The 23559-nt window shown below is 74.2% G+C and carries 26 protein-coding genes and 1 pseudogene; 12 read left to right on the top strand and 15 right to left on the bottom strand.

Annotated elements, in window-relative coordinates; translation table 11 throughout:
- Window positions 1-115: 115 nt before the first annotated feature.
- The 4 genes from ACWEPF_RS19095 to ACWEPF_RS19110 form a co-directional block, all read right to left on the bottom strand.
- Window positions 116-613, bottom strand: coding sequence for a hypothetical protein (locus tag ACWEPF_RS19095; RefSeq protein WP_452173507.1), 498 nt, complete (start codon window positions 611-613; stop codon window positions 116-118).
- 145 nt (window positions 614-758) lie between these two features.
- Window positions 759-2102 carry a GH1 family beta-glucosidase gene (locus tag ACWEPF_RS19100; RefSeq protein ID WP_452173508.1) on the bottom strand — a complete coding sequence of 448 codons (1344 nt, stop codon included), beginning with the start codon at window positions 2100-2102 and terminating at the stop codon, window positions 759-761.
- 124 nt (window positions 2103-2226) lie between these two features.
- Window positions 2227-3390, bottom strand: coding sequence for a glycosyltransferase family 4 protein (locus ACWEPF_RS19105; protein ID WP_452173509.1), 1164 nt, complete (start codon window positions 3388-3390; stop codon window positions 2227-2229).
- A gap of 41 nt (window positions 3391-3431) precedes the next feature.
- Window positions 3432-4718 carry a hypothetical protein gene (locus tag ACWEPF_RS19110; protein WP_452173510.1) on the bottom strand — a complete coding sequence of 429 codons (1287 nt, stop codon included), beginning with the start codon at window positions 4716-4718 and terminating at the stop codon, window positions 3432-3434.
- Window positions 4719-4891: 173 nt separating this feature from the next.
- On the opposite strand from ACWEPF_RS19110, the gene ACWEPF_RS19115 reads away from it, so the two are divergent.
- The 5 genes from ACWEPF_RS19115 (at window position 4892) to ACWEPF_RS19135 (ending at window position 8614) form a co-directional block, all read left to right on the top strand.
- Entirely contained in the window at window positions 4892-6199 is a 1308-nt protein-coding gene (locus ACWEPF_RS19115) for a sensor histidine kinase (protein ID WP_452173511.1), read from the top strand.
- Complete coding sequence (locus tag ACWEPF_RS19120) at window positions 6187-6849, top strand: response regulator (RefSeq protein ID WP_452173512.1); 663 nt, start codon at window positions 6187-6189, stop codon at window positions 6847-6849. The genes ACWEPF_RS19115 and ACWEPF_RS19120 overlap by 13 nt, the downstream gene beginning before the upstream one ends.
- Window positions 6850-6936: 87 nt before the next feature.
- Window positions 6937-7641, top strand: a complete 705-nt coding sequence (locus ACWEPF_RS19125; protein ID WP_449795212.1) for a TetR family transcriptional regulator — start codon at window positions 6937-6939, stop codon at window positions 7639-7641.
- A 75-nt stretch (window positions 7642-7716) separates the two neighbouring features.
- Window positions 7717-7914 carry a DUF1918 domain-containing protein gene (locus ACWEPF_RS19130; RefSeq protein WP_452173513.1) on the top strand — a complete coding sequence of 66 codons (198 nt, stop codon included), beginning with the start codon at window positions 7717-7719 and terminating at the stop codon, window positions 7912-7914.
- Between the two features lie 37 nt (window positions 7915-7951).
- A complete protein-coding gene (locus ACWEPF_RS19135; protein WP_452173514.1) occupies window positions 7952-8614 on the top strand; it encodes a DedA family protein in 663 nt (220 codons plus the stop codon).
- Window position 8615: 1 nt separating this feature from the next.
- Here ACWEPF_RS19135 and ACWEPF_RS19140 read toward each other — a convergent pair whose 3' ends face one another.
- The 3 genes from ACWEPF_RS19140 to ACWEPF_RS19150 form a co-directional block, all read right to left on the bottom strand.
- Window positions 8616-9272 (bottom strand): NADPH-dependent F420 reductase, encoded by a 657-nt coding sequence (locus ACWEPF_RS19140; RefSeq protein WP_452173515.1) that lies wholly within the window; start codon window positions 9270-9272, stop codon window positions 8616-8618.
- Window positions 9273-9575: 303 nt separating this feature from the next.
- Complete coding sequence (gene glmS, locus ACWEPF_RS19145) at window positions 9576-11402, bottom strand: glutamine--fructose-6-phosphate transaminase (isomerizing) (RefSeq protein ID WP_345287465.1); 1827 nt, start codon at window positions 11400-11402, stop codon at window positions 9576-9578.
- A 42-nt stretch (window positions 11403-11444) separates the two neighbouring features.
- Window positions 11445-11720, bottom strand: coding sequence for a hypothetical protein (locus tag ACWEPF_RS19150; protein ID WP_452173516.1), 276 nt, complete (start codon window positions 11718-11720; stop codon window positions 11445-11447).
- A 296-nt stretch (window positions 11721-12016) separates the two neighbouring features.
- Between ACWEPF_RS19150 and ACWEPF_RS19155 the strand changes: the two genes are divergently transcribed.
- The 4 genes from ACWEPF_RS19155 (at window position 12017) to ACWEPF_RS19170 (ending at window position 17362) form a co-directional block, all read left to right on the top strand.
- A complete protein-coding gene (locus tag ACWEPF_RS19155; protein ID WP_452173517.1) occupies window positions 12017-13120 on the top strand; it encodes a hypothetical protein in 1104 nt (367 codons plus the stop codon).
- Between the two features lie 201 nt (window positions 13121-13321).
- Entirely contained in the window at window positions 13322-14779 is a 1458-nt protein-coding gene (locus tag ACWEPF_RS19160) for a pyridoxal phosphate-dependent decarboxylase family protein (protein ID WP_452173518.1), read from the top strand.
- 97 nt (window positions 14780-14876) lie between these two features.
- Entirely contained in the window at window positions 14877-16268 is a 1392-nt protein-coding gene (locus tag ACWEPF_RS19165) for a GNAT family N-acetyltransferase (protein WP_452173519.1), read from the top strand.
- A gap of 230 nt (window positions 16269-16498) precedes the next feature.
- Window positions 16499-17362, top strand: a complete 864-nt coding sequence (locus ACWEPF_RS19170; RefSeq protein ID WP_452173520.1) for a maleylpyruvate isomerase N-terminal domain-containing protein — start codon at window positions 16499-16501, stop codon at window positions 17360-17362.
- 24 nt (window positions 17363-17386) lie between these two features.
- Here ACWEPF_RS19170 and ACWEPF_RS19175 read toward each other — a convergent pair whose 3' ends face one another.
- From ACWEPF_RS19175 to ACWEPF_RS19200, 6 genes are all read right to left on the bottom strand, one after another.
- The gene (locus ACWEPF_RS19175; RefSeq protein WP_452173521.1) at window positions 17387-17824 is read right to left on the bottom strand and encodes a DUF6210 family protein; all 438 of its coding nucleotides are present in this window, start codon (window positions 17822-17824) and stop codon (window positions 17387-17389) included.
- A gap of 44 nt (window positions 17825-17868) precedes the next feature.
- Window positions 17869-18249, bottom strand: coding sequence for a hypothetical protein (locus ACWEPF_RS19180; RefSeq protein WP_452173522.1), 381 nt, complete (start codon window positions 18247-18249; stop codon window positions 17869-17871).
- A gap of 54 nt (window positions 18250-18303) precedes the next feature.
- Entirely contained in the window at window positions 18304-18651 is a 348-nt protein-coding gene (locus ACWEPF_RS19185; RefSeq protein WP_452173523.1) for a hypothetical protein, read from the bottom strand.
- A 40-nt stretch (window positions 18652-18691) separates the two neighbouring features.
- On the bottom strand, window positions 18692-19489 hold the full coding sequence (locus ACWEPF_RS19190) for a TauD/TfdA family dioxygenase (RefSeq protein ID WP_452173524.1): 798 nt from the start codon (window positions 19487-19489) through the stop codon (window positions 18692-18694).
- 121 nt (window positions 19490-19610) lie between these two features.
- Window positions 19611-20375 carry a leucine-rich repeat domain-containing protein gene (locus ACWEPF_RS19195; RefSeq protein ID WP_452173525.1) on the bottom strand — a complete coding sequence of 255 codons (765 nt, stop codon included), beginning with the start codon at window positions 20373-20375 and terminating at the stop codon, window positions 19611-19613.
- A gap of 31 nt (window positions 20376-20406) precedes the next feature.
- Window positions 20407-21072, bottom strand: coding sequence for a class I SAM-dependent methyltransferase (locus tag ACWEPF_RS19200; RefSeq protein ID WP_452173526.1), 666 nt, complete (start codon window positions 21070-21072; stop codon window positions 20407-20409).
- A gap of 130 nt (window positions 21073-21202) precedes the next feature.
- On the opposite strand from ACWEPF_RS19200, the gene ACWEPF_RS19205 reads away from it, so the two are divergent.
- Both ACWEPF_RS19205 and ACWEPF_RS19210 read left to right on the top strand, forming a co-directional pair.
- Entirely contained in the window at window positions 21203-21733 is a 531-nt protein-coding gene (locus tag ACWEPF_RS19205; protein WP_452173527.1) for a DUF4240 domain-containing protein, read from the top strand.
- A gap of 116 nt (window positions 21734-21849) precedes the next feature.
- Window positions 21850-22167 (top strand): cupin domain-containing protein, encoded by a 318-nt coding sequence (locus ACWEPF_RS19210; protein ID WP_452173528.1) that lies wholly within the window; start codon window positions 21850-21852, stop codon window positions 22165-22167.
- A gap of 10 nt (window positions 22168-22177) precedes the next feature.
- On the opposite strand, the gene ACWEPF_RS19215 is transcribed toward ACWEPF_RS19210, so the two are convergent.
- Window positions 22178-22573: a hypothetical protein gene (locus ACWEPF_RS19215; RefSeq protein WP_452173529.1), complete on the bottom strand. Its 396-nt coding sequence runs from the start codon at window positions 22571-22573 to the stop codon at window positions 22178-22180.
- A 50-nt stretch (window positions 22574-22623) separates the two neighbouring features.
- Window positions 22624-22872, bottom strand: coding sequence for a hypothetical protein (locus ACWEPF_RS19220; RefSeq protein ID WP_345286713.1), 249 nt, complete (start codon window positions 22870-22872; stop codon window positions 22624-22626).
- A 169-nt stretch (window positions 22873-23041) separates the two neighbouring features.
- Between ACWEPF_RS19220 and ACWEPF_RS19225 the strand changes: the two are divergent.
- Window positions 23042-23540, top strand: a pseudogene (locus tag ACWEPF_RS19225) (helix-turn-helix domain-containing protein).
- The last annotated feature ends 19 nt before the right edge of the window (window positions 23541-23559 follow it).

Genomic DNA, 23559 nt, shown 5'->3' on the forward strand with positions numbered 1-23559 from the left:
AGCTGCTCCGTTCGCGGGCCACAGGGCCCAGCGAGACCAACGAGCGGCCGCTCCCGAGGAAACGCGGTACGTCCGAACACACCACCGGCGAGCAGCGATCAGCCAGCGGACCCGGTCATCCGGGCAGCCCGTCGGCGTCCGGGCCCGGATCGGCCCGGGCGTCCCGGCGGTCCAGGGCCTCCGCCGTCGCGGGGTACTTGGCGCGGAGCCGGTCCCGGAGCGACCCGGCGGGCTCGCCGGCCGCGGATCCCGCGTCGGGCACCACCTCCGGGCCGGGGACCACCGCTCCGGGTTCGCGCAGCCGCGTCAGCTCCGCCTCCAGCTCGGCGACCCGGGCCTCGAGTCGCTGCACCTCCCGGGCGGCGTCCTTCTGCCCCTCCAGGTTGCGCTTCGCGACCTGGCTGAGGGTGTCCACCCGGTCCGCGAAGGCGTCGCGTTCGGCCGCGATCGACTGCACCACCTGCCCGGCGACGACCGCGGCGATCCAGTCGGCCCACTGGTTGATGAGCTCGGTGCCCGGCCTGCCGGTCAGGTGGGCGTCCTGCAGGCCGTCGAGCATGGCCGGGCGGATGACCTCGGCGATGCGCTGCTGCGGGCCGGGCTGCTCGGTCACAGCTGCTCCTCGATCACGGTTCGGACGGCTCTGCCGACCGCTCCGGTACGGATGCCGTCGGTGAACCGATCTTCCCACGCCCCGGCCGTCCGATCGACGCGGGCGAGGCCGGCGGCCCACGTCCCGCGCCGAACGGAGCCGCGCGTCAGTACACCTGGCGCGCGTGCAGGGTGTGGTGACGGGCGATCAGGTCGCGGTACCAGGCGTAGGAGGCGCGGGGGGTGCGCTTCTGGGAGTCGAAGTCGACGTGCACCAGGCCGAAGCGCTGGTGGTAGCCCTCGGCCCACTCGAAGTTGTCGAGCAGGGACCAGGTGAAGTAGCCGCGGACGTCGACGCCTTCGGCGGCGGCAGCCGCGAGGGCGTCGAGGTGGGTGGAGAGGTACTCGATGCGGTCCTGGTCGTCGAGGTCCTCGGGGTAGGAGCAGCCGTTCTCGGTGATGGTGACCGGGGGCAGGGCGGCACCGTAGCGCCCGCGCAGGCCGACCAGGAGTTCGCGCAGGCCGTCGGGGACCACCGGCCAGCCGAAGGCGGTGCGCGGGACGCCCTCGATCGGGGCGTCGGCGAACGGGAGGCCGGGGTCGGCGGGAGCGGTGATCAGGGTCGGGTTGTAGTAGTTGACGCCCAGTCCGTCCAGCGGGGCGGCGATCAGTTCGAGGTCGCCGTCGCGGACCGCTCCGCCGAGGTCGGCGGACACGCCGAAGGCCGAGAGGTCGGGGTAACTCCCCAGCAGGACCGGGTCGTTGAAGAGCCGGTTGTGCAGGATGTCATAGGCCTCGGCGGCCGCCAGGTCCTCCGCCGAGCCGGAGGCGGGACGGACGGGGGTGAGGTTGTTGGTGATCAGCACCGCCCCGCCCCGGGCCCGGAGTTCGGCGGCGGCCAGCCCGTGGCCGAGGAGCTGGTGGTGGGCCACCGGCAGGGCGTCCAGCAGGAGGGCCCGCCCCGGGGCGTGGTTGCCGAGGGCGTAGCCGTAGACCATGTGCACGAAGGGCTCGTTGAGGGTGATCCAGCTGCGCACCCGGTCGCCGAGACGGTCGGCGACCACGGCGGCGTACTCGGCGAAGCGGTACGCGGTGTCCCGCTCCAGCCAGCCGCCGCCGTCCTCCAGTGCCTGCGGCAGGTCCCAGTGGAAGAGGGTGGGCAGCGGCTCGATCCCGGCGTCCAGCAGCGCGTCGACCAGCCGGTCGTAGAACGCCAGCCCGGCGCCGTTCACCGCGCCCCGGCCGGTGGGCCGGACGCGCGGCCAGGCGATGGAGAAGCGGTACGCGTCCACCCCGAGCTCACGCATCAGCGCGACGTCCTCGGGCCAGCGGTGGTAGTGGTCGCAGGCGGTGTCGCCGGTGTGGCCGTCCCGGACGGTGCCCTCGCGCGCGGTGAAGGTGTCCCAGATCGACGGCCCCCGGCCGTCCTCCCGGGCGGCGCCCTCGATCTGGTAGGCGGCGGTGGCCACGCCCCAGCGGAAACCGGGGGGCAGGTCGTGACGGTCCGTCATGGGATTCCTTCCGCAGGGCGAGCATGGCTCCGAAAACGCGAGGGGTGCTCATGTTAGGGAGATCCACCCGCCGAGGGCCAGAGCCGGGCACGGCCGATCCACCGGTGCCGCCGGGTCGGCCTGCCTACGGCCCAGACGGCGCCGACGGCCCCGACATCGCCGGCCCGGGCGTTAGCAGCGCGTCGAGGTGCGCGGCGGAGCCCTCCCAGGCCCACGCCCGCTCGGCCCAGGCCCGGCCCTCGCGGCCCATCGCGGCGCCCTCCGGAGTGCGCAGCAGCCGGATGACCGCCAGGGCGACGCCAGCGACGTCCCGGCCGTCGACGACCAGACCGGTGAAGCCGTCGAGCACCGCGTCCGGGGCCCCGCCGGAGTCCCCCGCGACCACCGGCAGGCCGCTGGCGGCGGCCTCCAGGTAGACGATGCCCAGCCCCTCCGCCTCCAGCCCGGCCCGGCGGGTGCGGCAGGGCAGCGCGAAGACGTCGGCCGCCGCGTAGTAGGCGGAGGTCTCCGCGTGGCCGCGTCCGCCGGCGAAGACCACCGAGCCCTCGGGCAGCCCGGCGGCCAGCCCGCGCAGCCGCCGCTCGTCCGGCCCCTGACCGACGATCAGCAGGACGGCCTCCGGCACCGCACGGCGGATCAGCGGCAGCGCGCGGATCAGCACGTCCTGCCCCTTCCGGGGCACCAGCCGGGCCACGCACAGCACCACCGGGCGGTCGTGCAGCCGGTGCCGGTCGCGGACCGCCCGGCCCCGGTCCGCCGTCGCCTCCGGGCGGAACACCTCCGCGTCCACCCCTGGCACCAGTCGGCTGAGCCGGGCGCGCGGGCCCAGCGCCGGGCCGATCCGGGCCCGGGTGTACTCGCCGAGGTGGGTGACCACGTCGGCGCTCTCCCCCACCCGGCGCAGCAGCCTGCGGGCGCCGGGCACCCGGGCCCACCAGATCTCGTGGCCGTGGGTGGTGGCCACGATCCGTTCGACGCCCGCCTCGCGCAGCGCGGGGGCCATCGCGGCGAGCGGGGCCGCCGCGCCGAACCACACCCGGTCGCAGCCGTGTTCGCGAACCAGTCGGACGGCGCGGTCGGTGACCCGGCGGGTGGGGAGCAGGGTACGGGCGCGGTCGCGGACCACCGGGAACGGCAGGGTGGCGTCGAAGTCGGCGGCGCCCGGCTCGGCGGAGGTGTAGACGACCACGTCGTGACCCGGGACCCGGGTGGCCATGGCGTGCACGAAGGTCTCGATGCCGCCCTGGCGGGGCGGGAAGTCGTTGGTGATGACGAGGGTGGTGCCCACGGTGGTGACCTCTCGGGGTTTCTGCGGTGGCTGACGGGGACTCAGGAGGCGAGCGAGCGGGCCCGCAGAGCCGGGCCGGCCAAGGCGGCGGGCGCGGCCAGGGCGACGGGCGCGGCGGCGGGCGCGGAGCTGTCCGCCGGAGCCGCGAGCCGGGCCCAGAGCGCGAGCAGGAGCGGCAGCGCGAGGTAGCCGAACCGGCCGGCCGGCGCGAGCAGGAAGGCGACGGTCAGTCCGAGCGCGAGCCGGTCCGCGGCGGCGAGCAGCGTCCGGGGCGGGCGCACCAGGAGCGAGGCCGCGACCACGGCCGCTCCGGCGCACAGCAGCAGGGCGGCGGTGTACTGGCCGACCGGCCCGAGCTCGGCCAGCAGCCGTCCGGGCAAGGGGCTGGCGGCCGGGGTCGGGACGGCGCCCCGGCCGGTCGGGAAGAGCAGCACCTGCTCGACCAGCCGGCCGGGCACGGCCACCAGGGCGGGCAGCACCAGCACCGAGGTCCCGGCCGCCCACGCCGCCAGGCACCGCGCGGCGGGACGCCGTCCCCCGCCGGATGCCTGGCCCGCTGCCTGACCCGACGCCCGACCCACCGCCTGACCAGCCGTCAGCAGGGCGGCCGCCACCGCGACGGCGGGCAACGCGGTCCACTTGAGCGAGCAGGCGGCGGCCAGCACCAGCCCGGTGGCGACCGGCCGCCGCCGGGCCGCGAGGGCGAGCCCGAGGACGAGCAGCCCGGTGAGCGGCAGGTCCACGCCGCTCACGCAGAGCGGGAGCGCCACCGGCGGGGAGGCCACCAGGGGCCAGACCAACCGCCCGACCACCCGCCCGGCCCCGGCCCCCGCCGGCCGGCCGCCGCGCCGCACCAGGGCCGACGCGCCGACGAGGCAGAGCACCAACGCGGCGGCGCACCACAGCCGGGGGTCCCCGAGCACCGGGAGCACGCCCGGACCGTCGCCGAGCAGCCGGGCGGGCAGTCCGAACAGCGCCATGCCGGGCAGGTAGGGGTTGTAGTCGTCCACCCCCTGCGGTTCGGCCAGGTACGGGGTCCCGGTGCGCAGCAGGACCTCGGCGGAGCGTGCGACCACCCCGACCTCGCTCTGTGCCTGACCGTTCGTCAGCAGCACCACGAGCGGCAGCAGGACACTCCCCGCCAGGGCCGCCGGCAGCGCCGCGGCCCGGCCGCGCGACCGTCCCGCGAGGGCGGCGGCCGCCAGGTAACCGACGGCGGCGCAGCCGCCCCAGACCCGGTGCGGCGTCAGCCCGGACAGCGCGGCGAGCGCCAGCGCGTAGCCGGCGGCGGCGAGCCACCAGGCACTCCCAACTCCTCGGTCCGGCAAGGTGATCGATGGTGTGAACAGTCGTTTCGGCACGGCTCCATTCCAGCCGCGCGCCCCCTCCCCGTCAGGGGGTCTGGGTCGAGGGCCGGAGGTCGGGTTTTCCCTACCGACAGCGGCCGTCGGCTCGGGTTAGGGTGCTTGATGATCAAGAACTCTCCACAGAAAGGGCCCGGATGTCCCTCCCGCACCAGGCCGACCCGGCGCCGCCCGCGAGCGCCGTCCGCCGGGCGCTCGGACGGCGGCCGGCGGAGTTCCTGTTCTCCGCCTGGCCGCCGCGCTGCTGGCTGCACCTGCTGGGCGGCACGCTGTTCGGCCTCGGGCTGCTGGCGGCCCTGGCGGTCCTGCTGGCCGTCGGGGTCCTGCTCTCGGTGGCGGGGGTCGGCCTGCTGGTGCTGGCCGGCGTCCCGCTGCTCGCCGTCGGGGCCGCCCGGGTGGAGCGGCGCCGCCTGCGCCTGGTGCGGCCCGACCCGCTCGCCGATCCGCACGGGCCTGCCCCCACGGGCCGCGGCCTGCTGCGGCACCGGCTGACGGAGCGGGCCACCTGGCGCGAGTGCGGTTACGCGGCGCTGCTGGCGGTGGTCTTCCCCGGTGCCGGGCTGGGGGTCCTGGCGCTGCTGGCCTTCTGCTGCGCCCTGGTTGCCTCCCCCGTGGTGGTGTGGGCGCTGGCCCCGGAGACGGTGATGCTGATCCCGGGCCGGGCCGTGCCGGGGCCGTTCTCCGCGCTGCCGTTCAGCCTGGCCGGTCTGGCCGGGGTGGCACTGTCGGCGTACGCCGCGGCCTGGCTGACGGCGGGCCAGGTGTGGGTGGCCACCGCCCTGTTAGCCGCCGCGCCCGACGACCGGGACCGCCACCGGGTGGTCGAGCTGACCCGTTCGCGGGCCCGGCTGGCCGACGCCTTCGAGGCCGAGCGGCGGCGGATCGAACGGGACCTGCACGACGGCGCCCAGCAGCAGCTGGTGGCGCTCACCATGACGCTGGGCCTGGCCGAGCTGGAGCTCGGCGCCGCCGCTCCCGAGGCGGCCGCACTGGTCGCCCGGGGCCGCGCCGAGGCCCGCCGGGCACTGGAGCAGCTGCGCGAGCTGGTACGCGGCATCCACCCGCGGGTGCTGACCGACCACGGGCTGGCCGCCGCGGTGGCCGAGGTGGCCGAGCGCTCGCCGGTCCCGGTCCGGGTGGAGATCGAACTGCCGCGCAGGCTACCGCCGTTGGTGGAGGCCACGGCGTACTTCACGGTGACGGAGGCACTGGCCAACGCCGCCAAGCACAGCGGCGCGGCCGAGGTCGGCGTCACCGGCACCCTGGCCGACGACCGGCTCGTCCTGCTGATCACCGACGACGGACGGGGCGGCGCCGATCCCGAGGCCGGCACCGGCCTGTCCGGCCTGGCGGACCGTCTGGCGGTGCTGCGCGGCCGGCTGCTGGTCTCCAGCCCGGCCGGCGGCCCGACCCTCGTCCGGGTGGAGGTACCGTGCTCCGGATAGTTCTGGCCGAGGACGCCGTCCTGCTCCGGGCCGGGCTGACCGAGATCCTCGACCGCAGCGGCCACCGGGTGGTGGCCGCCGTCGGCGACGCCCGGGCGCTGGCCTCGGCCGTGGAGGAGCACCGCCCCGACCTCGTCCTCACCGATGTCCGGATGCCGCCGGACTTCCGGGACGAGGGCCTCCGGGCCGCGCTCGAACTGCGCTCCCGTCGACCGGAGTTGCCCGTCCTGGTGCTCTCCCAGTACGTGGCGACCGCCTACGCCGCCCAGCTGCTCGGCGGCGCACCGGGCGGCGGGGGCGGGCTCGGGTACGTGCTCAAGGACCGGGTCGGCGAGGTGGCCGAGTTCCTGGACACGCTGCGCCGGGTCGCCGACGGGCAGACCGTCATCGACCCCGAGGTGGTGCGGGTGCTGCTGGCCCACCGGACGGCGGCCCGCCCGCTCGGCCGGCTCACCCCGCGCGAGCGCGAGGTGCTGGCCCTGATGGCGGAGGGCTGGAACAACCAGTCGATCGCGGCCAGGCTGTGCGTCACCGAGGCCTCGGTGGTCAAGCACTCCGGCAACATCTTCATGAAGCTGGACCTGGACCCGGAGGAGGGCAACCGCCGGGTGCTCGCCGTCCTGGCCCACCTGCGCGGCACCCAGGCCTGATGACGGGCCGTCAGCCCGGCGGACAACATGAGCGCGACTCGCGTTGGAGATTGGCGCACCGCGTTCCGGATGCGGCAGAGTGGGCCCATGAAGCAGGAGACGGACGGCCCCGGCCCGAGCACCAGCCTGCCGGGCGCCCCCGTCCCGCCCCGGCGGCGGCCGGTGCAGCAGCGCAGCCAGGAGCGCTACGAGCGCCTGCTCGACGCCTGCGCCGAGCTGCTGGACGAAGTCGGCCCGGGTGCGCTGACCACCAAGGAGACCGCGCTGCGGGCCGGCGTGCCGATCGGCACGCTCTACCAGTTCTTCTCCGGCAAGGAGAGCCTGCTCTCCGCGCTGGCCTCCCGGAACCTCGACCTCTACCTGGACCGCCTCGGCGGGCGCCTGCGGGCCGAGGCCCCGCCCGGCGTGCCCGGCTTCGTCCACCTGGCGGTGGCCGAGTTCGTCGCGATGAAGCGCGCCGTGCCCGGCTTCGGCCAGCTGGACTTCGGCCTGGTCGAGGTGCTGACCGCCGGGGCGGAGGGCGCCGCCGCCGAGGAGGAGGGCGGCGTGGACGACCAGCACCTGCTGGACACCGAGCTCGACAACAACGCCGCCGTCGCCCAGCGCCTCCAGGCCCTCGGCGGCGGCCTGTTCGCCGGCCCCGGGCACCCGCTGGCACTGCGGGTCGCGCTGGAGTGCGCGGACGCGGTGCTCAAGCTGGCCTTCCGGACCGACCCGCACGGCGACCCGGCGCTGATCGCCGAGTGCGAGCGCCTGCTCCGCTGCTACCTCACCGACCACCAGGCGTCCTGACCGGCCGTTGCGGCCTCCCCGCGCCCGCCGCACAGTGGAGACGGGACCCGCCAGCACAGTGGAAGGAGCCGGACCATGCACGCGACCGCAGGCGACCACCTGGTGATGCACGGCAGGGCGGTCGGGATGAAGGACCGGGAGGGTGAGATCCTCGAGGTGCGCGGCACCCAGGGCGAACCGCCGTACCTGGTGCACTTCGAGGACGGACACGAGGGCCTGGTCTACCCGGGCTCCGACTGCACCGTGATCGAGCGTCAGCAGGCCGCCCACTGAACGGACACCGCCCCCGCCCCCCGGCCACCGGAGCACCATGACGGACACCCCGCCCGCCGACCTCCCCGCCCCGCTCGACTCGCTCGCCCCACTGCTGGACAGCTACGGCTACCCGGCGGTGGGGCTGCTGGTCTTCCTGGACAACTGCGGCGTCCCGGTGCCCGGCCAGACCGTGCTGGTGCTGGCGGCCGTGTACGCGGGGGCCGGTCGCCTGAGCATCGCGGGAGTGGTCACCGTCGCCGTGCTGGCGGCCGTCGCGGGCGACAGCCTCGGCTACCTGATCGGCCGCACCGGCGGGCACCGGCTGATCGAGCGCTGGGGCCGGTACGTGCTGCTCACCCCGGAGCGGATGGAGCGCGGGGAGCACTTCTTCACCCGGCACGGCGGCAAGGTGGTCACCGTCGCCCGCTTCGTGGACGTGCTGCGCCAGACCAACGGCATCGTGGCCGGCACCACCGGGATGTCCTGGCGGCGCTTCATGCCCGCCAACGTGCTGGGCGCGCTGCTCTGGGTGGGCGTCTGGGCCTCGGCCGGCTACCTGGCCGGGGACAACATCGGACCGATCTACCGCCAGCTGGCCCGCTACCAGCTGGTCCTGCTCGTCGCGGTCGGCGTGGCCGCCGCCGGGCTGGTGGGGTACCGGCTCCGGCGGCGGCACCTGGCGCGCCGTCAGGACGCGCGGAAGTCCGCCGGACGGTAGGTCAGCGGGCCGAGCGGATCGAGTAGTTGAAGTCGGCGTGGCCGTAGTGGTTCATCAGCCGCAGCCAGAACGGCATCAGCATCTCCAGCCCGCGCGAGGCCGTGATGTCGCCGAGGTCCAGCACCGCGCCCTTGGGCCAGCCGAAGGAGTGCAGCAGCTCGGTCACGTCGGCCTTGGCGGCCTCGTCGTTGCCCGCGATGAAGAGCTGGTGGTCACCCGGCACCCGGCTCGGGTCCACCATCACGTCGCAGTTGAGCGTGTTGAGCGCCTTGACCACCCGGGCCTGCGGGAAGTCCCGCTGAATCTGCTCGCCGATGCTGTCCACGTTCACCGGCTCCAGGCTGACCTCGCCGAGCGGCGAGAAGACCAGCGGGTTGGAGACGTCGATCAGCACCTTGCCGGTCAGGTTCTCGTCGCCGGCCGTCGCCAGCGCCTTGACCGCCACCACACCGGAGACCGCGACGACCAGCAGCTCGCCGAAGGCGGCCGCCTCCGCGAAGGTGCCGTGGCTGCCCTTCTCGCCCGCCTGCTGGGCCCAGGCGACGGCGGTCGGGTTCTGCTCGGTGCGCGAGCCGAGCATCACCTCGTGCCCGAGCTCCACCAGCTTCCCGCCCAGCGCACGACCGACCATGCCCGTACCGATGATCCCGACCCGCATCACACGACTCCCGTCCCTCAACCGGCTGTGGGCCCACACCCTACCGAGCGCACATCGGCACAGCGTGGCCGCCGGGCGAGCGGAGAGTGACGGTCCCGTGGGCACCCGGCCCGGCGGGAAGCGGCATCCGCACTCCCACCGGGCCGGGAAACCGACCTCGGAACGACCCGCGCTCCGTTAAGTCCGGACTACTCGACCGTCACGCTCTTGGCGAGGTTGCGCGGCTTGTCCACATCCCGGCCGAGTGCCACGGCCGCCCCTCCCCTCCCCCGTCCCGGGGACCCCCGCCGGAGGCGACCCCTCCTACTCGACGGTGACGCTCTTGGCGAGGTTGCGCGGCTTGTCCACATCCCGACCGAGAGCGACCGCGGCGTAGTACGCCAGCAGCTGGAGCGGGATGTTCAGCAGCAGCGGGTCGAGCTCGGGCTCGGACCGCGGCACGATCACCGTGTGGTCCGCCAGCTTGGCGTCCACCTCGCGGTGCGCCACCGCCAGCACCCGGCCGGAGCGGGCCTTGATCTCGCCGAGGGTGGTGAGGTTCTTGTCCAGCAGCTCGTCGTCCGGCACCAGGGCGACGGTCGGCAGCTCCGGGTTGATCAGCGCGAGCGGGCCGTGCTTCAACTCGCTGGCGGGGTACGCCTCGGCGTGCACGTAGCTGATCTCCTTCAGCTTCTGCGCACCCTCCCGCGCCACGGGGAAGCCCCGCACCCGGCCGATGAACATCATGCCCTCGTGCTTGGCGTACTCCTCGGCCAGCGCGGCGATCTTCTCCTCCTCGGCGAGGATCTCCCGGATCTGGTCGGGCAGCGCCTTGAGGCCCGCCACGATCCGGCGGCCGTCGGCCGGCGAGAGGTCGTGGATGCGGCCGAAGTGCAGGGCCAGCAGGGCGAAGGCGATCACCGTGGAGGTGAAGGCCTTGGTCGAGGCGACCGAGATCTCCGGGCCGGCGTGCAGGTAGATGCCGCCGTCGACCTCGCGGGCGATCGCGCTGCCCACGGTGTTGACGACGCCGAGCACCCGGCCGCCCTTGCGCTTGATCTCCTGGACGGCGGCCAGGGTGTCGTAGGTCTCGCCGGACTGGCTGACCGCGACGTAGAGGGTGTCGGCCTCGATCACCGGGTTGCGGTAGCGGAACTCGGAGGCGGGCTCGCTGTGGGCGGGGATGCGGGCCAGCTCCTCGATCAGCTGGGCGCCCATCTCGCCGGCGTAGTAGGCCGAGCCGCAGCCGAGGATCTTCACCCGGCGGATCTCGCGCAGCACGCGGGCGTCCAGGTTGAGGCCGCCGAGGTGGGCGGTGGCGAAGCGCTCGTCGAGGCGGCCGCCGAGGGTGCGCTCGACCGAGGCGGGCTGCTCGTGGATCTCCTTGTGGAGGTAGTGCTCGTGCCCGGCGGTGTCGTAGGAGTCGATCTCCCAGTCCACGGTGGAGGGCTGACGGGTCACCGTGCGGGCGTCCTCGGTGAAGGTGCGGAAGCCGTCGGCCTTGACCACGGCCAGCTCGCCGTCCTCCAGGTGGACCACCTGGCGGGTGTAGCGGACCAGGGCCGCCACGTCGGAGGCGACGAACATCTCCTTCTCGCCGAGGCCGAGCACGATCGGGCTGCCGTTGCGGGCGACCACGATCCGGTCGGGCTGGGTGGCGTCGAGCACGGCGATGCCGTAGGTGCCGACGACCTTCTTGAGGGCCGAACGGACGGCCTCCTCCAGGTCGATGCCCTCGCCCAGGTGGGCGGCGATCAGGTGCGAGAGGGTCTCGGTGTCGGTCTCGGAGCGGAAGACGGCGCCGTCGGCGGTCAGCTTGGCGCGCAGCTCCTCGGCGTTCTCGATGATGCCGTTGTGGACGACGGCGATCCGCTCGGCGTTGTCCAGGTGCGGGTGGGCGTTGGCGTCGCTCGGCACGCCGTGGGTGGCCCAGCGGGTGTGCCCGATGCCGGTGGTGCCCTTGAAGCGGGCCGGGACGGCGGCGGCCAGGTCGGCCACCCGGCCCTTGGTCTTGCAGACCTTCAGGCCGCCGGTCTTGCCGGTGACGGCGATGCCCGCCGAGTCGTACCCCCGGTACTCCAGGCGCTGCAGGCCCTCCAGCAGGAAGGCGGTGGCGTCCTTCGGGCCGATGTAGGCGACGATTCCGCACATGTGGTGGTAACTCCTCTGATCCCGCCGCCCCCTGAGGCGGCGTCAGCCGTAGACGATCCGGCGCAGCTGACGCACGGACAGCTCGGGCGCCGTGACCCGGCGCGCGGCGAGCTCTCCGGTCAGCCGGTCGAAGATCCTCTCGTTGGTCAGTCCTCGTGCCTGCAGCTCACCGTGACGGCGGCGGACGTACTCCTCGGTGGTCTCCGAGAAGTACGCGAGCACCTCCGCGACCACCCGTACGGCCTCGCCCGGTCCCAGTGGGGTGGTCCGGGTGAGGTGGACGAGCAGGTCTTCATGAGGGTGCGGTGAGGCGGACACGAGAGGGGAGCCTATGCGTTCTCGGTCGTCCAATCCAATAATCGTGCCCGAAATCGGGCAGGGATCCCCCTCTTCCGCCGCAACGGGGCCGCATTGGTCCGTACCACGGGGTCGGCCGACCGGATGAGGAGAAGCTGTGAGAGCCTGTGGCTCCGGTGACCGGGGGGCCCGTCCCTCGTTGACCAGTCGGCCGAGCCGACACTCCCGAATGGCCGTCAGAAACGCTCCGTTTCGGTCGAGAACAGCCAGGATGGGAACCGCCACCGTCCGTAGCGACCGCCGGGGGACCGAAGCACATGCAGCCGCGACTCTTCGCGATCATCACCGCCTTCCTGCTGGGCGCGCTCGGCCTCGGCTCGGTGGCCGTGACCGAGTGGACGCCACCGGCGCCGAAGACCGCGGCCGCCGCCCCGGCCACCCAGCAGGCGGCGATCGTCCCGGCCGGCGCCTCGCCCTCCCCCTCCGGGGACCCGGCGGTGTGGACCCGCTCCACCCTGCGCAACAAGCTGATGGCGAAGATGGACGCCACCGACCCGGGCCAGGCCCTGGCGGACCTGGACGCGATCACCAAGAAGCTCCCCTACACGGTGCGCTTCTGCCACCCGATCGCCCACGAGCTCGGCCACTCCGCGGTCAAGCGCTTCAACGCCGACTTCCAGAAGGTCATCTCCTTCCCGCACGAGACCTGCGCGGCCGGCTACCTGCACGGCGCGGTGGAGGAGATGCTGAACGCCTCCGCCAACCCGGAGGAGGACCTGCTCAAGCTCTGCGCCCCGGCCAACAAGGGCCCGTGCATCCACGGCGTCGGCCACGGCACGATGTTCGTCGCCAAGCAGGACGTGGCCAAGGCCCGCGCGCTGTGCAACAAGTTCCCCACCGACAGCCGGAAGATCACCTGCTCCGAGGGCCTCTTCATGCAGCTGTTCGGCCCCGACGAGGAGGACGAGAAGGCCAAGGCCAACCTCGACCCGGCCGCCCTCGCCAAGGACCCGCTCTACCCCTGCAAGGACCAGCCCTCGCTCTTCCAGTCGGCCTGCTTCTTCTACGCGCCGACCTTCTACCTCTCCTCGCACGACTACGCCAACAACCCCGGTGTCTTCGCCGACGCGCTCAAGTGGTGCCTCAACGGGGTCGCCTCCGGCGGCGCCCAGGACTGCTCGCGCGGGGTCGGCTCGCGGACCATGAAGTACAACCTGGACCGCGAGGACTGGGCGGCCAACCAGTGCGCCACCGCCGCCGACGGCTGGCAGCGCAAGGCCTGCACCCAGGGCCTGATGAGCTACTACACCGTCAACTACACCGAGTCCGGCGCCGGCGCCCGGCTCTGCTCGAAGATCACCAACAAGGAGATCCAGGGCTACTGCCGCTCCGCCGGCGGCCTCTCCACCACCCTGGACTGACACCGGCCGACACCCGGGTCCGGTAGTGGTCACCCCGGTCGCGCAGTTCCCCGCGCCCCCGGTGTGACGCGGCACCACGCGGCGCGCGCGGTGTCCACCCGCCGGACGGCGGGGACCGGGCGACCTGGCGCCGCGTACGATCGAGCGCACCGGGTACGTCGAGGAAGCCGTCCCTCCACAGCCGTCTGATGGAGCGCCAGCATGAGCACCACCCCTTCCACCTCGCACGAGGACTTCCGCAGCGCCGCCCGGGCCGTCGCCGACCTGGCCGCCGACCACCTCGCCGGGGTGGCCGACGGGCCCGTCTGGCAGCCGATGGCCGAGGCCGACCGGCGGGCCCTGCTGGAACTCCCGCTGCCCGAGGACGGCACCCCGCTGGACGGGCTGCTCAAGGTGATCGAGCGTCAGGTGCTCAGCGCCCCGATGGGCAACGGGCACCCCGCCTTCTTCGGCTGGGTCAACTCCGCGCCCGCCCCCGCCGGCGTGCTGGCCACCCTGGCCGCCGCCGCGACCAACCCCAGCTCGGCCGGCGGCGACCACGCCGACGTGCACCTGGAGCGCGCGGTGGTGCGCTGGATCGCCGAGCTGGTCGGCTTCCCCGCCGCCGTCCCCTCCGCCGCCAAGGGCACCCCAGGCGGCATCCTCACCTCCGGCACCTCGATGGCCACCATCCTCTGCCTGGCCGCCGCCCGGCACCGGGCCGCCGTCCGGGCCGGGCACGACCTGCGGGCCGACGGCCTGTCCGGCCTGCCCCCGCTGATCGCCTACGCCACCGCCGAGACGCACTCCTGCGTCCGCAAGGCCGTCGAGCTGCTGGGCCTGGGCAGCCGCCACCTGCGCACCGTCGCCGAAGACTCCGACGGCCGGCTCGACCCGGCCGCCCTGGCCGAGGCGGTGGCCGCCGACCGGGCCGCCGGGCTGCTCCCCTTCCTGGTGGTCGCCTCCGCCGGGACGGTGGGCACCGGCGCGGTGGACGCCTTCGACCCGATCGCCGACGTGGCCGAGGCCGAGGGCCTGTGGCTGCACGTGGACGGCGCGTACGGCGCCTGGGGCGTGCTGGACCCGGTGATCGCCGACCGCTACGCGGGCATGCACCGGGCCGACTCGCTCGCCCTGGACCCGCACAAGTGGCTGGGCGTGCCGGTGGACTGCGGCTGCGCGCTGGTGCGCGACGCCGACGCGCTGCGTGACTCTTTCTCCCTCGTCCCCTCCTACCTGCGGGACGCGGCGGCCGGGGACTTCGGCTGGTTCTCCGAGTACGGCATGGAGCAGACCCGCCCGTTCCGCTCGCTCAAGGTCTGGGCCACCATCGCCCACAAGGGCCGGGCCGGCCTCTCCGCCGACATCGCCCGCACCACCGAACTCGCGCGCCACCTCGGCGCGTTGGTCGAGGCCGACCCGGAGCTGGAGCTGACCGCCCCGGTCCACACCTCGATCGTCGCCTTCCGCCACACCGGCGGCGACGCCGTCAACCACGACCTCCCCGCCGCCGTCCAGGCACGCGGCCGGGCCTTCGTCACCGGCGCCGTCCACCGCGGCCGCGAGATCCTCCGGGCCTGTCTGCTGAACCCGGCCACCACCGAGGCCGACCTGGAGCTGCTGCTGGCCGAAGTCCGCGCCGCGGCGCGCGAACTGACGGACCGTCCGTCCGCTTCCTGAAGCGGCCCAAGGACCGTTCGAATGCCCTCCGCAGAGATTAACCAACAGGTCACGGGGGATTCGTGATCGTGAAACACCGGCAGAGCACCATGTTTCCATGGACAGCACCTCTCACCTCGCCCAGCAGCCCGCCGCCCCCTCCCGGGCGCAGCGTCGCAGCGCCCGCAACCACCGCTGGCGCCACTCCACCACCGAGCTCGCCGCCGTCTTCGTCGCGGTGGCGGCCGCCGACCTGGTCGCCAACACGGTGGTGCACGGCCACGACGGACCGCTGCTGCTGGTCCTCTCGGCCCTCGCCCTGGTCGCCACGGCGGTGTTCCACGCATGGTGGGCACACCGGCATCCGCACGGACCGCCCGGCCCCGACCCCACCGCGCCCCCGGGCGGCCCCGAGGCGGCCCCGGTGACCGGCCCGCTGGACGAGCACGTGCCCACCGCGCTCTGGCGGCTGCGCGCCACCGTCTCCGACTCCCCCGGCAGCCTGGCCCGGATCTGCACCGAACTGGCCGGCCGGCAGGTCTCCATCGTCTCGATGCAGACCCACCCGCTGCCCGCGGGCGCGGTGGACGAGTTCCTGGTCCGCGCCCCGCTGCCGCTCGGCCGCACCGAGCTCGCCCGGGCCGTCGCGGCCGGCGGCGGCACCGACATCTGGACCGACCGGGCCGACGCCCACGACCTGGTGGACGAGCCCACCCACGTGCTCGCCCTGGCCACCCGCACCGCGCTCGACGCGGCCGAACTCCCGGTCGCGCTGCGCAAGTTGTTCGGCCGGTGCACGATCCGGCAGTTCCCGGGCGGCGGGGCCGCCGCGGCGGCCGGGATGGACGGCCACCTGATGCGGCTGCCCGTGCCCTCCGGCGACCTGATCGAACTCAGCCGCCCGCACCTGCCGTTCACCCCCACCGAGTTCGCCCGGGCCCAGGCCCTGGTCGAGCTGGACTCCCTGCTCGGCCCCCGGGTCCCCCAGGTCAAGGCCCGCCTGCGGCTGCCCGCCGGCACCGACCTCACCGTCCGCCGGGCCGACACCTCCGACAAGGCCGAAGCCCTGGCCATGCACGCCCGCTGCTCCCCCGACACCCTCCGCAAGCGCTACCACGGCCCGGTCCGCGACGCCGACCGCTACCTCGACCACCTGCTCGACCCCCGGCACGGCCAGACCCTGGTCGCCGAGGCCCCCGACGGCCGGATCGTCGCCCTCGCCCACCTGATGTGGGACGACGAGGGCGCGGAGGTCGCCCTGCTGGTCGAGGACGCCTGGCAGCGCCACGGCCTCGGCGTCGACCTGCTCCGCCGGATGGCCGCCCTCGCCCTCGAGGCCGGCGTCCCCACCGTCTACGCCGTCACCCACGCCGCCAACACCGGCCTCATCTCCACCATGCGCCGCCTCTCCGCCCCCCTCGACTACCAGGTCGAGGACGCCACCCTCGTCATCACCGCCCACCTCACCCAGGCCACCGAACCCCTCCCCGCCCCCTGGCCCACCCGCTGACACCGCGCCGTCCGGGACCCGGCGATGCCCCGTGCGCGGGTCGTGCCGGCCCCGGACGGTGCGTCAGGTGACGCTGCGGACCGGACCGCGTCGGGGCGGCCCGGCGGAAGAACGGAGCGCCCGGAGAACGGGCCGGGGAGAGCCGGCCGCAGCCCACCGTGCACAGCCCTACCGCGAGCAGGCTACCCGCCGGTAAGGTTCGGGGTCCGTTCGAGAACCTGGGGGCCGGCATGGGTGCCGTCGTACGTTTCGATGCCGTCCGCGAGCACGAGCGGACTCGCGCCGCACTCGCCGGCGCCGTCGCCCGACTCGGTCAACTGCTCGCCGGAGCAACGGACTTGGACGCTTCGTCGGGCCTGCCGCACTGGAGCGTCGGCGACACCGCCGCCCACCTGGCCGCCGTGCACCTCGCCTACTCCTCCGCCGTCACCGACGAGCCGGTCGACTGGTCCGGCATCCTGCCGAGCGGCGAGGACGGCCTGCTGGCCGAGCGGATCGCCGCCGTCAACGCCAAGGCCATCGCCCTCTTCGACGGCGAACAGCGGTCCCGCATCGGCGAGTTCATCAGCGAACGGGCCGCCGCCTTCCTCGGGGCCACCGCCGGCCTGGACCCCGAGGACCCGGTCGCCACCCCCTGGTACGGCCCCGAGCGGTCGCTCACCGTCGCCGCCGCCACGGGGCTGGTGCTCAACGAGACCCTGCTCCACGGCCTCGACATCGCCCGCGGCACCGGCGACGCCTGGCCCATCACCCAGGACGAGGCCTCCCTGGTGCTCGGTCAGGCGATCCCCACCATGATGCCGCTCGCCCTGGACACCACCCGCTCCCGCGGCGTCCGGCGCTCCTTCGACCTCGCCTTCGACGGTGGCCCGCGCCTCTCCGTGGTGGTGGACGACGGCACCATGACCGTCACCCGCGACGACACCCCCACCCGCCCCCACGACTGCCGGATCACCGCCGACCCGGTCACCTTCCTGCTGGTCTCCTTCAAGCGCGCCCCGATGTGGAAGGCCATCGCCCTCGGCAGGATGCGCGCCGGCGGCCGCAAGCCCTGGCTGGCCACCAGCCTCAGCAAGCTGGTCGCCACCCCCTGACCGGGCGCATACGGCCGAGGGCACTCAGTCCGAGTTCGACCAGACCAGAACGCCGGGGCCGAACTCGGTGGTCACCGGGACGTGTGCCTCGGTGGCCTCGGCCAGCCGCGTCTCGTCGACGCCGATGCGGCTGAGGGTCGGGCCGAGGCCGTCCGACGAGGTACCGACGGGGAGGACGATGTGCTCCACCGCGGCGCGCAGGGCGTCGAGGTGCTGCGGGACGGCGTCCATCGGGATCCCCACACCGCCCAGCCGGTCGACGAACAGGTCGATCAGCGCGGCGTGGCCCACGGTCGACTCGGTCGGGACGAGGTGGCCCTCGATGCCCGCCCGGCGGCACAGCGTTCCCGCGTACTGGAGCTCGTAGACCACGCCCGTGGGGGCCTCGATCACCACGTGGAGCCAGTCGTGTGCGAGGGCTTCGACGTGGTCGAGGTCGACGTGGAGGCGGCGGCGGTCCATGGCGGCATCCTGCCGGTGCGCGGGGCGGGCCACGTCGGCACCCCTCACACGAACCGGCACGCGCGGGTCCGCAGCCGGGCGACGACCACCGGCAGGGCGGACCCGATCGCGGCCAGGACGGCGGCCGCGACCCAGTGGCGGACCTGTTGGCCCATCAGCAGGCAGCAGACGGCGCCGAAGAAGGCCCCGGCGGCCGGGACCAGGGCGGCGTGGCGCTCGGCGGTGGTGTCGACGAGCGAGGCCACGCAGAAGTAGGCGGTGACGAAACCGGCGAACAGCGCGAAGGTGTACCAGCCACCGCCGTCCGGTACGGAGTAGCCGCGCCCCCGGTGCACCAGGCCCACGTCGACCGTCCCTGCCACCGCCCAGAAGAACGCCCCCGAAGCCACCACACCGGCCGTCACGCGCCACCCCGTACTCGTCACCCGGTGATCGTAGGCCCGGACCGCCGCGCGGCGCACCGGGATTGCCCGGCCGCCTCAGCCCACCAGGAGGGGCGCGGCCAGCACCAGGCCGACACCGGCGGCGGCACCGGAGAGCAGGGCCGCGACGCCGGCCGCCCGGCCGACGCCCTGCTCGAACGGCACGCTCGGCAGGAGCTTGTGGAGCAGCGGCGCCACCACCACGACGAGGCCGAACCCGATGCCGAGCCGCCAGTACGCCGCCCCGGTGCAGGAAGCCCGGAACCGCCCGCCGCAGCCGCTCGGCTCCACCGCGAAGCCCGTCACCACGAGGGCCGCCCCGGCGGCGTACAGCGCACCGAACCGCACGGTGCACGCTAAGTCGAGCCGCTTCGCCCGGCCGGGCCCGGCGCCGATCCCCGTCATGTCTCCCCCTGTCCGCGGACCACCCGCGCTGCGGGAGACCCTAGTCCGCCCACACCCGGACCAGGCAGCGCCCCTCCCCTTCCACCTGCCCCGGCTCCGGCGGGTCGGTGAAGGCCGTCCGGCCGTGCAGCACCGCCATGTTGTCGACGAGCAGCAGGTCGCCCCGGCGCAGCGACACCCGTAGGGCGAGGCCCGGTTCGGTGAGGACCTCCTCGAAGGCGTCCAGGGCGGACAGCTGAGCGCCCGTCAGGGGGAGCCCGCGCTCGGCATGACCCCGTCCGATCCAGTAGCGGTTGTACTGCACGTCCAGACGTCCGTCCCGGCGCCGGAAGACGGGGTAGGTGCGGGCGAAGTCCGGGCCGTCGCCGAAGTGGAAGTCCGCGTAGAGCGGCGCGAGCGCCCTCGGTCGGGAGGCGAGCAGCGCGTCGTGGACGGCGTGTCCGCTGACCAGGAGCGACTCACCGCCGGTCGCCGCCGGCCGTACGCACAGCAGGCCCAGCAGCCGCGGCGGCCCCGGGTACATCGCGCGGTCCGTGTGCAGGTCGAGCCCGGCCTCGTCGCGTGCCGCGCCCGCGACCACCAGGCTGTCGGCCGGCCGTGCCGGGTCCTCGGGCCGCACCGTACCGAGCCCCGCCAGGTACCGCCGGGCGACCCGTACGCACTCGCCGTCCGTCAGCCCGTCCAGCCCGATCCCCCGGACCACGGCCAACCCCGGCCCGCGCCGGAGCCGCTCGGCGACCTCGGCCACCGTCCGGCCGGCCGGAACCGCCCAGTCCCGCTCGGTCAACTCCGCCCCCCGCCACACCGAGGGCCCCGCCACCGCGACCAGCCGCTCCATCAACCCCCTCCCTCCCCCGGCCACCCCGGGCCGGGCCCGACGACACCGCGAGGTTAGGCCCCCGCGCCGCGCCGGTCACCCGTTCTGACGCCCCGTCGGACGGATACGACCGGAAACCGCCCTACCCATCGGCCGGGAGGTCCACGCGGCCCCCCGTGTGCGGGCCGGGCGCGTACCCCTCGGCGGCCGGCGGCAGTGCCGCGACGCACGCCGCCGAGCAGGCGTTGACCAACAACGGCAGTGCGTCCGTGGCCACTTGGAGCGTCAGCCACACCTGGTGCAGCCCGCCCCCGGCGATCGGCCGGTCGCAGACGCTGCAGCCGTGGACGGCCGTCGGCCCCCACCGCTTGGGGTCGAGGTCGGTCAGGTCCACTCCGACGGAGTCCCGGACCGGCCGCAGCCGGGGGAACGGCGGGCGGAACTTGTGGTTGCCGAACAGGGCACGCGTGCTCACCGTGCTGCGCACCAGCCGCGTGCAGCGGGTGATCTCGTACGGGAACCAGTGCAGCCGGCCCGAGGTGTACGGGGTGAACTCCTCCAGCGCGGTCATCGCGCCGATCTCCGGCGGGAGGCGGACCAGGTTGCTGCCGTAGAGCACGAGGTGCCGGACGGAGGTCAGCCCGGCGATGCTCGGCGGCAGGGTGACGACCTGCCGCCGCTCCTCCGGGCTCAGCTCCGCCAACGGCCGGAACTCCTCGCGCCCGTCCTCCACCGCCTCGTCCACCAGCTCCAGCAGCCGCAGCCACCCGGGCGCCGAGAGGTCCTGCCGCTCACCGTGGAAACCCACCCGGGCCCGCGGGTGCACAGCCGTCTGGCTGAAGCACCGGCAGGCCTCCCGGCCCGCTCCCCGGTCCGGCCCGCGCATCCAACTCACTCCGCTCCGCATGACGCCACCCTAAGTTCCGGGAGGTGTCCGCTCAGACCCGGGCCACCAAGGCGTACCGCTCGTCGGCGACCGGGCTGCCCCACAACTCCGGTACGGCGCTGAGGTGGTCGACCCGCAGCTCGGTGACCAGCGGCCGGACCGCCGCCGTCAGGCCGTCCGCGCCGATCCCGCCCTGCCAGGGGAGCAGTTCCGCGCCGGCCACGTACGGCTCCGCTTCCGCCTCCGGCCCCGACTCGCGCCACCGACCCTCGACCAGCACCAACTGCCCGCCGGGCCGCAGCCGCCCGACCCACTCGCGCAGCGCGGCCTCGGGGTCGGGCAGCGTCCACAGCAGGTGGCGCGAGAGCAGTACGTCGAACCGCTCGTCCCCGGTCGGCGGCGCCGACGCGTCCCCGACCAGGAACCGGGCCGGAAGGCCGGCCGCGGCCAGCTTCCCGCGCGCCCGCTCGACCATGGCCGGCGCCAGGTCGACGCCCGTCACGCGGTGGCCGGCCTCCGCGAGCAGCAGCGACAACGATCCCGTCCCGCAGCCGAGGTCCAGCACGTCGAGCGGTGCCCCGGCCGGGAGCCAGGAGTCCAGTGACCGCGCCCAGGCCAGCCGGGTGTGAGTGGCCGTCAGACCGTGGTCGGGCTCGTCGTCGAAGGTCGGTGCGGCGGCGTTCCAGTACCCGGCGATGGCGGAGCTTCGGTCGTCCATGTCCGGCATGATCCCGGTCACCACTGACATTTCCGGTAGCCGTCACCCCACCCGCGGACGCGTCCGGCCCCTCCGACTTCCCCTGCCTCCAGCCGCCGATTGTCACCGGCGGATGCCAGGGTCTCCCGGCATGGAGATCGACGAGTTCTGGCAGATCGTGGAGACGGCCCGGCGGCAGCCCGGGCCGGTGGACGAGGCACTGGTGGGCGAACTGACGAAGCGTTCACCGGAGGAGGTGGTCGCGTTCCAGGGGCACCTCGACCGCCTGCGCGAGGCGGTGTACCGCTGGGACGTGTGGGCCGCCGCCTACCTGCTGCACGGCGGCTGCTCCGACGACGGCTTCATGGACTTCCGGGCGGGGCTGATCACCCTCGGCCGGGACTGGTACGAACGGGCCGCCGCCTCGCCCGACGCCCTGGCCGACCACCCCGTGGTCCTCGCCGACGCGCCCGACGCGGACTGCGACGACTTCTTCCAGGAGGGCGTGCTCTACGCCCCCGCCGAGGCCTGGACCCGCCTCACCGGCGAGCGCGACTCCTTCTACCGCGCCGCCGCGCGTCCGGCCGCCACCACCCCGCCCGACATGGGCGAGGACTTCGACTTCGACGACGACGCGGAGATGGCGCGGCGCCTGCCCCGCCTCGCGGCGCTCTACCTCTGAAGCTTTACCAAACGGTCGACCAACGCACGCCGCGTGCCCGGTAGTTTCCAGGGCATCCACCGAACACCACCACAGGCGCCCGCCCCCGGCCGGGCCGCCTGTCGAAAGGACGTGCCGTGAACCTCGTCGACCTTCCCACCGCCGCCGCTCAGCTCCCCGCTGCCTGGAGCTCCCACGTCCTCGCGGAGGTCGGCACCGCCGCCGTCAAGCTCCTCCACATGGACGGCCGCGCCCTCCCTGTTGAGAGCCACCCCACCCCGGAGGTCCTCCTGGTCATCGAGGGTCGCCTCGAACTCCTCGTCGCCGGCACCGAACTCACCCTCGTCGCAGGCGAGTTGTACCACGTACCCGCGCACACCGGACACGCCGTCCGCCCCGGCAGCCACGGCACCCTCCTCATAGTCGAGGTCCCGGAGGAGGACCCCGCCGATTGAACCGGGCCGGCTAGGTCCTGGCCGCGTTCTCGCACCACCAGGAACTGTCCCGTTCCAGGTCCTCCAGGGCCTGGAGGCTGACCTCGACGTGGTCGACGAACTCCGCCGGGAGCCTCACCGCGTGCTCGACGACGTAGTGGGCGAGTCCCTCCGGCCAGAGGTAGACGCCGTCGGTGAGGTCGCGGCTCCCGTTGGGCCTGCCGCACAGGCGGCAGCGCGAGACCCCCATCCACTCCGCAGCGATCTGCCCGTCCTCCAGGTAGCCGGCCACCTGGTGGCGTTCGGCCTCGTCCCACCCGGGGTCGACCAGTGCGGCGGGGTGGGGGAAACGGTCGCTCTCCGCCGTGCCCCAGAAGCCGATCAACCTCACCCTGCGGCGCACGGGCCGCGCCTCCGCCTCCGACATGCCCGCAGCCTGTCACGGCAGGCCACCCGCCGACCAGGAGTCCGACGCGGTCAGCCCTTGTGGCGCTTCGCGTAGCGCTCGCCGGCTCCGCCGACGGCCAGGCCGACCGCCATCATCACCACGTAGCCGAAGACCTCCCACCCCGAGGGGACCAGGAAGCGGGTGAAGCCCAGGAAGTGGATCCAGCCGAACAGCTCGTGCAGCAGCCCGGAGGCGCCGCCGACCAGGAGGACGAAGGCGAGCAGGTTGGCGACGGAGGTGAGCGGCGGGTTCTTCGACGTGCCGGAGGAGGAGCTCATGCCACGACGCTAGCCGGGCCCGCGCGAGTCGGGCATCCTCCGTGAGTCTCGAACCCGCTCGACGAAAGTAGGACGCTAGTGCTGCGACCGGGAACGTTCGCCGGGTTGGCGATGGCACCGCCTGAACCAGTTGGATTGTGCGACGTCCGATTCGGTGTGGGGAGGCATGGTGGTGGAGCCGGTGAGGGTCCGGAGGTTGACCGATCAGGAGGGTCAGCAGTTACAGCGGATCGTGTGTCGGGGCAGCACGAGTTCGGTGCGCTTTTGGCGGGCGTTGATTCTGCTGGCGTCCGCCGGCGGGAACCGGGTCCCGGTGATCGCGAAGCTGGTGCAGGCGGACGAGGACACGGTGCGGGATGTCATTCACCGGTTCAACGAGATCGGGCTGGCCTGTCTGGACCCTCGGTGGACGGGAGGCCGTCCCCGCCTGCTCAGTCCTGACGACTCCGATCAAGGCGCGCTTCGGACCCCTGCGGCAGTTCACCCTCGCCAACTCCAGCCACCCCAACCACACGGTCCAGACCCGCGCACTGCACGCCCACCTGCGCTGGCGCAACGCCAACGCCCGCCATCCCGACATCCTGGGCGCCCAGCGCCGTGAGCGCGCCCGCGTCCGCAGCGAGAAGGGCATCCGCTGGGGAGGCCGGCCGCTCCAAACCGCGGCCTGACCTGGCCGGAAGCCCGTGC

The sequence above is a fragment of the Kitasatospora sp. NPDC004289 genome, from assembly GCF_053602875.1.